Source organism: Xanthomonas sp. BRIP62409 (genome assembly GCF_003992965.1).
Lineage (GTDB): Bacteria > Pseudomonadota > Gammaproteobacteria > Xanthomonadales > Xanthomonadaceae > Xanthomonas > Xanthomonas euroxanthea.
This window is the reverse complement of the sequence record NZ_QEZJ01000032.1, coordinates 108565-117526: the sequence shown is the minus strand read 5'-3', so window position 1 is coordinate 117526 and position 8962 is coordinate 108565. Positions and strand designations below refer to the sequence as shown.

Sequence of the window (8962 nt, the reverse complement as noted above, 5' to 3'; positions counted from 1 at the left end):
GTCATGCAGCCCCTCATCCCCCCCCACGGCTCCACGGCCAGCCACCACAGACTCCGGCACCTGGGCCTGCCGCAACGACCACGCCGGATCGGTCGTCTCGGTCAAGCGCTGTTGCGACATCGGCTGCTGCACCCGCAGACCGGCCGGGTAGCCGAAGTCCTGCCCGTTGACCCAGCGATTGACCTGCGCGCCCCACAGCCACGACCATGGCATCCCGGTCAGCGCCAGGAACAGCAACACCGCACCGACGCCCGCGCCGGTGACCGCATGCAGATCGCGCCAGAACAGCCGTTGCGCGGGCTTGCCGCGTACGCTGACCACCCCACCGCGGCGCCCACGCGGCCACCACAGATACACGCCGGTGAGCACCAGCACGATCGCCCAGCCGGCCGCCATTTCGATCAACCCGCGCGCGGACGGCCCGACCAGGGCGAGACTGTGCAGCCGGCGAATCGTCCAGGCCAGGGTGCCATGCTCGGGCAGCGTGCCAAGCACGCGCGCGCGGTAGGGGTCGACATACACCACCTGCCGCGCACCGTGCGTATCGACCAGTCCGATCTCGGCGCTGGCATCGGCGCGGCTGGGCGTGGTGTAACGAAACAGGATGCCGCCATACCTGCGCTGCGCCGCATCGACCAGGCGTTGCGCTGGCGCCCGCACCTCGCCTGCCGGCACGACCTTCAAGCCGTGGTGCACGCTGCGGTCGATCGCATCCTGGTACAGAAACGCCGCACCGGTCAGCGCCAGCCAGACGATGAAGGGCAACACCAGCAAGCCGGCATAGAAATGCCAGCGCCACACCGCGCGATAGAAGCGCCAGCGGCCATCCCGGCGCGGTTCGGTGACGCTGTCATCGACCATGATCGCGCGCATCAGAAGCTCCAGTCCCACGACAGCGACAGCGCACGTCCATCGCCAGGCGAATAGCCGGAACTGCCTGTGTCGTACCACGCGTAGACGTAGGCGCGATCGGTGACATTGCGCAGCTGCAGGCTGAGCGCATTGCGCGCATCCACATTCCAGCGCGCGCCCAGATTGAGCAGGGCGTAACCACCGGTGCGGCCCAGCGTATTGCTGCGCTCCAGATAATAATCGCCCTGCGCAGTGCCCCAGGCGCTCAGTTGCACGGCCGCAGTGGGTTGCCACTCCAGCCCGGCGGTGGCCAGCCAGTGCGGCACGTTCTCGATCTCCTTGCCGCGCGTGGCCGGCGCACTCGGGTCGGGCGTGGCGATGCTGGCCTTTTGCCGCGCATACGACATCCAGGCCCGCCAGTGTTCGGCCGGCTGCAGGTTCAGTTGCGCATCCCAGCCGCGGCGCAGCGTGCGCCCGACATTGGCCACATCGCCGGCACCGGCCACGCCATTGACACCCAGAATGGTGGCCACTTCGCCGGAGGCGCGTTGCTCCCAATACGCCAGGCGGCCGTCCATCACCGCCGATGGCGCGAACTTGAAGCCGGCTTCCCAACCGTCGTTGATCGACGGGCCCAGATTGCCGGGCTGACGCCGGTACGCACCATCGCCGCTGCCGATCTGGAACGTCCGCCCCCAGTTGGCGTACACGCTGCTCTGCCCGGCCAACCGGTAGCTGGCACTGAACTTGGGCTGCTTGATGGTGCCGTAGTCGTAGGTCGGTGCGTGGATGCCGGCACGTACATCGTGCAGCTGCCCGGCGACGCGGTCGATGCGATAGCCGGGCACCAGCTGCAGCCGCTCGATCGGCGTCAGCACCGCCTGCACATAGGCGCCGCGCGTGCGCAGGGTGTACTCCCAGTCACGCAGTTGCGCACCCCGCACCCGTGCCACGGTGCGGTAACGCTGCGACTGATTGTCCTGCCATTGCGCGTCCACGCCGGCTTCGAGATTGGCCGCCAGCGCGCCCCAATCCGGCTGCCAGTTGCCGCGCAACAGCAGGCCGCGGTGGGTTTCGTCGGTATCGCGTTCCTGCTGCAGGCCGGCGGCGGAAAAGCGCACCCAACGCCGATTGCGGTAGTCGTTCTGGTAGGCCTTGGCGCTCCACTGCGCAGCGGCACCCAGTGTGCCGTCCGCATGCAACGCGGTCTGCCGCAGCTGGCGTTCGCTGCGGTCGTCCTGCGCATAGCCCGGCGAACTGCGTGGCGCCGCACGCGAAGTGGCTGCATCCAGATAACCCGCCTCCAGCGCATGATTGTCGTAGTACCGCGTGGTGAGCCCGGCACGGAATGCGCCACCGGGGTCGGTGTAGAACCACTTGCCGGCCACGCTGCGTTTGCGCGCGTCGGCATGCTCGCGATAGCCATCGGAGTCGCGCCAGGCCAGCACATAGTTCTGGCTCCACGCGCCCTGTTCGAAACCCTTGCCCAGCTGCACCTCGCGCGCACCGAAACTGCCGGCCGTCACGCTCAGCCGGCCATCGTTGCCGCCGGTACGGGTCAGCACATCCACACTGCCGGCGATCGCATGCACACCGTAGCGCGCATCGTTGGTACCGCGCACGATCTCGATCGCGCTGATGTCCTGCGGGAATACGGCATCCAGATACGGCATGCCGCCGGCGTTGTCGTTGCTGGGGATGCCGTCGATCAGCAACTTCACCGCATTGATCCGCCCCTCGCCATTGAAGCCGCGGAACGAGAACCGCCCCGCGTCGGTGCCCATGCGGAACTGGGTGACCTGCACGCCGGGCGCGCGCATCAGCAGCTCCCAGCTGTAGTCGACGTGTTGGTCATGCAGCAGCTCGCCTCCGATCACATCCACCGAACTCAGCACGCGTGCCGCGCTCGGGCTGCGCTGCGGCTGCGCGTTCACCTGCACCTTGCCCAGGGTCAATGCCGCATCCTGCGCCTGCGCATCGCAGGCAGACCCACACACCAGCGCCAGCGATGGCGCGCACCACAGCGTTTTCAATAATCGCAACCACATGACCACCCCTTTGCCGTGCCGGCACGGCAACACCGCCGTGCGCCGCGGCATGACGGCGGGCACAGGCATCACTTCAGGAAGACGGGGCGTCCGTGTAGCTGCGTGCAGGCGTGCCAGACGATCGGGCACGCAATCGCTCCACCGCAGCGGACGCCCGCAATGGGGCCAGACTCACGCGTGCAGCGGCGGCCCACGTGCCCCGAGTGCGGCCCAACGCACCATCGTTGCCGGGCGTGCCTGCCGGTGCACCGGCGCCGGCGCCGGCAGCCGGTGCAGCAGGGACAACACCAACAGCGCCAGCCACGGCAGCAGGCGCGCGGCCAGCACGCAGTAATCGCAGGCTTCGCCGTGGGTGGTGGCGTGTTCGCCGGTGTGCGGCTTGTCTGGCGATGCAGCGGTGGGATGCTGATGCGCGGCTGCCTGTGCCGGCAGGGCGTGATGATCCGCATGCAGCGAACCGCCCGCGTCCAGCACCGGCCCGCTCATGCACATCGGCTCGACCGACGGCGCCTGGCTCCAGCGGCTGATCAGCGGCGCCACCAGCATCAGCAGCACTGCCAGACAGGCAAGCAGATGCAGGCAGGGGTGGCGACGGAGCGAGGGCATTGCGCGAGTGTAAGCCGCCACATGCCGCGGGGGCGATGGTGGCGGCCGGTCCGCGACCGCATGTCGCACCCGTCGGCACCGCTCACCCTGCCCACCACAAGGGCCGATGGCGGAGTCCATGCCCGCCCCCGAACCGCGCCGACACACAGGGGCAACCGTGGAAGGCCATGCAAGGCGGTTGTCGAGGCCGGTAGTCACAGTTCCGGCAGTGGACATGACAGCGCCTACGTGGCCGGCCCTGGCATGCCCTATGCTTGTACATCACTCCAGTCATCCTGCGCGCGCATGAGCACCGTCCTGTCCGATCAAGCGGCCGAGCCCCTTCCCTGCGCTGCCAAGCCGCCGAGCGAGGCGTTGCGCCTGCAGGCGCTGCGCAGCTACGGCATTCTCGACACGCCGCGCGAGGCCGCGTTCGAAGACATCACCAGGCTGGCCTCGATCATCTGCCAGACCCCGATCGCGCTGATCAGCCTGGTGGATGCCGACCGGCAGTGGTTCAAGAGCGAAATCGGCATGGGTGAGCGCGAAACACCGCTGTTCAAGTCGATGTGTGCGCATGCGTTGCTCGACAGCGACGTGCTGGTGGTCCCGGACACACGCCAGGATGTGCGCTTCGCGCGCAATCCGCTGGTGACCGGCGAGGCACCGCTGCATTTCTATGCCGGTGCCGTGCTCAAGACCAGCGAAGGCCTCCCGCTGGGCACGGTCTGCGTGCTCGACCGGCAGCCGCGCCAACTCAGCGACGAACAGGTCGATGCGCTGCGCGCACTGGCGCGCCAGACCATGGCGCAGCTTGAACTGCGCCGCGCGCTGCAGGTGGCCGAAGAATCCGACCGCTACCGCAGTCGCCTGATGGCCATCGCCGGGCACGACCTGAAGACCCCATTGCGTACCGCCGCCTATGCCATCGACAAGATGCGCCGGCATGCCAACGTCGATTCCATCCCGACCCTGGTCACCGCGCGCGATGCGATCAATCTGGTGGCACGCAACCTCGACGAGCTGGCCACCCTGGCCGCCGCCAGCGAGACCGCCTCGCCGGATCTGCAGCCGCTGGCACTGGAAGATGTACTGCATGCGGTGCTGGGCGTGTGGCGGCAACCGGCAATCGACAAGTGCCTGGCCTTGCGCCATGTACCCACCTCGCTACGCGTGCGCAGCCATCCCACGCTGCTGACCACCTTGCTCGGCAACCTGATCGGCAATGCGGTCAAGTACACCGAACGCGGGCGCGTGCTGGTCGGCGTCCGCCGTCGCCCCGGCCATGCGGTGGTGGAAATCATCGACAGCGGCATCGGCCTGAACCTGGACCACCCCGAACAGGTGTTCCAGGCCTTCCGCCAGGCCGACCCGCGCAGCGACGGGCTGGGCATCGGCCTGTGGATCGTGCACCGCACCGCCGAAACCCTGGGCTGCGAAGTGGATGTACGCCCCCGCCCAAGCGGCGGCACCTGCTTTTCGGTGCGCATCCCGCTGGCCTGACAACGGCGCTCGGCAGCGCCGCGCCAGACCGCCGCCACCGCGCAGCAGATAGCGCTGGCTTGCCAGCGCTGCGCAGACCGGCACGCTCCGGTCGATAGCGCAAAAAAAAGGCGGACCCGGGCTCCCGACCCGACTCCGCCGCCAAGCACGCCAGGTCTCTCCCCAGGGACCCGGGTGCGCCGGTCGTTCCCGTGCGCAGCCTCGCGCAACGGTGTTGCGACAGCGCTGGCAACCGCTTGACGACACCGACAAACAGACCGGCCATGCGATGTCCCGCATCGCCGGTCCTGCGCCGTCCACCCCTAGACGTTCGAGCGTGTCGCGTCATGGTTGCTACAAGGATTTACGACAGCGCAGCGTCCAACTTGATGCGGCCAGACCACACCGCCGCGGCCACCCTGACACCTGTAGGGAGAATCACTGACAGCGTGCATTCCAGTCAGCGCAGGTGATTGGCCAGGCCATTGATAACACGATGGTTTTTCCGGAAAGCGGGCGCTGCGGCGCAGCATTGCGATGGCTTTCGCCGATTACCGTCGACCGTCTCAATCCTCCGAATCGGCCGCATCCTGGCGTGCGAACCAGTCCGCCGAATGCACCTCGTCTGCCGCAACCTCCAGCAACTGGCGCAACACCGCCAGCGGAATCTGCACCTGGGTGCCATCGGCCTGCACTGCCACCCAGAGCGACTCGTCCCGGGCATCAGCCAATACCGTCAGTACCGCATGCTCGCGTCCCTCGATGCTTGCCGACAGCTGCAACGCCATGCCGCCATCCTGATCGGGTAACCACAGCCGGCTCAGTGGTGGACGCAGGGGCTCGGTCATCGGGTTCAGCGCCTCACAGTGGCGAACGGGGAGCGCGTGCAGTCAACCGGGTCGGCACACCCTGCACGCAGACCGCAGTGTACGAACTGTCGCCATCGATTCCGAACACCGACCGCCGGCATGACGCAGTTGCATCGCTGCTAGGTGGACGTACTTGCTGTGTGACTTATGCCGGTACGCGCGCAAGCGCCCGCAGCCAACACCGGCAGCCATCGCCTGCGGGGGCGATCGATGCGCGGTGGCGCAACCGGACGCGGCACCACGCCTCAACTCGTCACCGCAGCTGACTGGCAGGCAATGCCCCTGCTTTACCTGCAGCCACCGACAACAACTGGTGGTGCTTGCGCGCGTGCCGGCGTGGGACCTTGAGCGGCATGGATGCCACGCCAGAGCCTACATGGACGTACTTGCGGCGTGTCCCATGCCGGTATGCGCGCAAGCACCTTTCATTGACCGAAGTATTCGTACAAGACCATGCAAAGGTGGGTGCGGGAATGGCCTGTGCGCGGCACCTTCACTCCTCACGTCCGCTGATAGGCAAGCAATGCTTTCGCTTCTCCTGCAGCCACCGACACCAATCGGTGGTGCTTGCGCGCGTGCCGGTGTGGGACCTTGAGCGGCATGGATGCCGCGCCAGAGCCTACATGAACGTACTTGCGGCGTGTCCCATGCCGGTACGCGTGCAAGCGCCCCCCAGTGACCGAAGCATGCTCACAAACCCCGCAGACGTCGCGAGCAAGCCCGTGAGCACGTCTGGTCGACGTGCGGTGCAGCCTTCGACAGGCGGTTCAGCTGGTAATGGTCTGGGTCAGGGATTCCCAGGTCGGCGGCAATGGCCAGGCCGGGGCCTGGTTGCCGTCCAGCACGCGGCGCAGGTCGCGCTTGTCGATCTGCGGCGCCAGCACATGCACCAGGTCCAACGCGTAGTCGCGTAGCACGCGGTCGCGCGGCAGCACCGCCCAGGCGATGCACTCGGCGATCGGCGCCGGTGCCGGCCAGGCGCGCAGGTCCTCGTCGCTGGCGCTGACCGCCATCTCCGCCACCAGGCCCACGCCCAGCCCTGCACGCACATAGGTCTTGATCAGGTCCGCATCCAGCGCGGTCAGCGCGATGCTCGGCTCCAGCCCGACCTGCGCGAACGCGCGCTGCAGCGAGGAGCCCGGCCGCGTGGAGGATTCGTAGCTGATCAACGGGTGCTGAGACAGGGCCTGCATGTCCGGCGCGGCACGTGCCTGGTCCAGTGGATGGCCGCGCGGCACGATCACCAGCCGACGCCAGCGATACAGCGGCACCGCGATGCCGGCGCTCGGTTCGCCACCGGCGGTGCTGACCACCGCGATATCCGCATCGCCCTGGCTGAGCAGGTCCAGCGCCGCGCTTTCGGCGGCCTGCTGCAGATGCACGCTGACCTGCGGATAGGCGTGCTTGATCTGCGCCACCGCCGGCGGCAGCACGAAGCGCGCCTGGGTATGGGTGGTGGTCAGGGTCAGCTGGCCCTGGCTCTCGCGGCGCTGGTTGGCCGCATAGGTGCGGATGTTGTTGGCTTCCGACAGCACCGAGCGCGCGCGCTCAATCACTTCCACGCCGGCCGGTGTCACCGCATCCAGGCTGCGCCCCTTGCGCACGAACAGCAGAAAGCCCAGCTCGTCCTCCAGCTGCTTGAGCTGCTTGGACAGACCGGGCTGGGTCGCATGCACGCGCGCGGCCGCGAGCGTGATGTTGAGCTCGGCATCGGCGATGGCGACCAGATAACGAAGTTGGGTCAGCGTCATGGGCTTATATCCAAAAAAGCGCGAGGCGCCACGAGGAACTCGACTGTAGAGGAGTTCTGCAGGCCAGCTTATAACCGAACGCTATTTTCAGGGTGTATGAAGTCATTTCCGACGGCTATATGCCGGCGTTACGGTCTGGCCCTCCCCCTCTCGATGCGCTGTCCGTGCCCTCTGTGTTCCCGCTTCTTGCCGACCTGCGTGGCCGTGCCGTCCTGGTGATCGGCGGCGGCGCCGAGGCCGAGCACGCCACCGCCGCGCTGCTGCAGGCCGGCGCACTGCCGCTGGTGGGCGCACCTGAACTCAACCCGCAGCTGCGCGCCTGGGCGCAGGCCGGGCGGCTGCGCTGGCTGGTGGGACGGTTCGAGCCGACCTGGCTGGACCTGCCCGATCAACCGGTCTGGCTCACCATCGCCGCCAGCACTGCGCCCGACCTCAACGACGCGCTGCACGCTGCGGCCAGCGCGCGGCGCCTGCTCACCCACGACGCCACGCCCGCCGCTTCGGCAGCGCCACCTGCACGGTCCCCGGCGCCCCGCACCAGGGTCGGCCAGCTTTCCCCCGGCAGCGTGACCCTGGTCGGTGCCGGCCCCGGCGACCCCGGCCTGCTCACCCGGCATGCCCTGCGTGCGCTGCGCCAGGCCGACGTGCTGCTCTACGATCGCCTGGTCAGCCCGCAGATCCTGCAACTGGCCCGGCGCGACGCCCTGCGCGTGGAAGTCGGCAAAGCCGCCCAGGGCCACAGCACGCGCCAGGAGCAGATCCACGCACTGATGCGCGAGCACGCGCGCGCCGGGCGCCGCGTGGTGCGGCTGAAGGGCGGCGACCCATTCGTGTTCGGCCGCGGCGGCGAAGAGCTGGAATTCCTGCGCGCGCACAGCATCGGCTTCCAGGTCATCCCCGGCATCACCGCCGCGATCGCCTGCGCCGCCTACGCCGGCATTCCGCTCACCCATCGCGACCATGCCCAATCGCTGCGGCTGATCACCGCGCACTGCAAGGATTCGCTGGACACACTCGACTGGCAGGCGCTTGGCCAGGAACGCCAGACCCTGGCCTTCTACATGGGCGTGGCCGGTCTGGACGGCATCCAGCAGCGCCTGCTGCAGGCAGGTCGCGCGCCGACCACTCCGTTCGCGCTGGTGGAAAACGGCTCGCGCCCGCAGCAACGCGTGATCACCGGCACGCTCGCCGGCCTGGCCGCCACCGCGCAGCAGCACGCGGTGCGTGCGCCAGCCCTGCTGATCCTGGGCGAGGTCGCCGGGCTGGCCGCCAGCCTGCACTGGTTCGGCGCCGCGCCGTTGAACGCGCCCCCGCCCCCGCACTCACCCATCGCAACGCCCGACGCGCCCACACTCGCCCACGCAGCCTGATTCCG

7 protein-coding genes are annotated in these 8962 nt (G+C 68.4%); 2 read left to right on the top strand and 5 right to left on the bottom strand.

Annotated features, from left to right (window positions below):
* The 3 genes from EO170_RS19760 to EO170_RS19750 form a co-directional block, all read right to left on the bottom strand.
* On the bottom strand, window positions 1–873 hold an 873-nt coding region (locus EO170_RS19760), incomplete at its 3' end, for a PepSY domain-containing protein (RefSeq protein ID WP_164741111.1).
* Window positions 873–2876, bottom strand: coding sequence for a TonB-dependent receptor (locus tag EO170_RS19755; protein WP_164741115.1), 2004 nt, complete (start codon window positions 2874–2876; stop codon window positions 873–875). The genes EO170_RS19755 and EO170_RS19760, both read right to left, overlap by 1 nt.
* A gap of 195 nt (window positions 2877–3071) precedes the next feature.
* On the bottom strand, window positions 3072–3506 hold the full coding sequence (locus EO170_RS19750; RefSeq protein ID WP_126947587.1) for a DUF2946 family protein: 435 nt from the start codon (window positions 3504–3506) through the stop codon (window positions 3072–3074).
* Window positions 3507–3791: 285 nt separating this feature from the next.
* Between EO170_RS19750 and EO170_RS19745 the strand changes: the two genes are divergently transcribed.
* Complete coding sequence (locus tag EO170_RS19745) at window positions 3792–4988, top strand: GAF domain-containing sensor histidine kinase (RefSeq protein WP_104583689.1); 1197 nt, start codon at window positions 3792–3794, stop codon at window positions 4986–4988.
* Window positions 4989–5533: 545 nt separating this feature from the next.
* Here the strand turns inward: EO170_RS19745 and EO170_RS19740 are convergent.
* Both EO170_RS19740 and EO170_RS19735 read right to left on the bottom strand, forming a co-directional pair.
* Window positions 5534–5815, bottom strand: a complete 282-nt coding sequence (locus EO170_RS19740; protein ID WP_104648890.1) for a hypothetical protein — start codon at window positions 5813–5815, stop codon at window positions 5534–5536.
* A 788-nt stretch (window positions 5816–6603) separates the two neighbouring features.
* Entirely contained in the window at window positions 6604–7587 is a 984-nt protein-coding gene (locus EO170_RS19735; RefSeq protein WP_104583691.1) for a LysR family transcriptional regulator, read from the bottom strand.
* A 164-nt stretch (window positions 7588–7751) separates the two neighbouring features.
* Here EO170_RS19735 and cobA point away from each other — a divergent pair, with 164 nt between their 5' ends.
* Window positions 7752–8957, top strand: coding sequence for a uroporphyrinogen-III C-methyltransferase (gene cobA / locus EO170_RS19730; protein WP_126947584.1), 1206 nt, complete (start codon window positions 7752–7754; stop codon window positions 8955–8957).
* Window positions 8958–8962: the final 5 nt, after the last annotated feature.

What these genes read in the sequence shown, in the direction of transcription:
- EO170_RS19750 (WP_126947587.1), bottom strand. Translation starts at nt 3,506, where the DNA reads ATGCCCTCGCTCCGTCGCCACCCCTGCCTGCATCTGCTTGCCTGTCTG.
- EO170_RS19745 (WP_104583689.1), top strand. Translation starts at nt 3,792, where the DNA reads ATGAGCACCGTCCTGTCCGATCAAGCGGCCGAGCCCCTTCCCTGCGCT.
- EO170_RS19740 (WP_104648890.1), bottom strand. Translation starts at nt 5,815, where the DNA reads ATGACCGAGCCCCTGCGTCCACCACTGAGCCGGCTGTGGTTACCCGAT.
- EO170_RS19735 (WP_104583691.1), bottom strand. Translation starts at nt 7,587, where the DNA reads ATGACGCTGACCCAACTTCGTTATCTGGTCGCCATCGCCGATGCCGAG.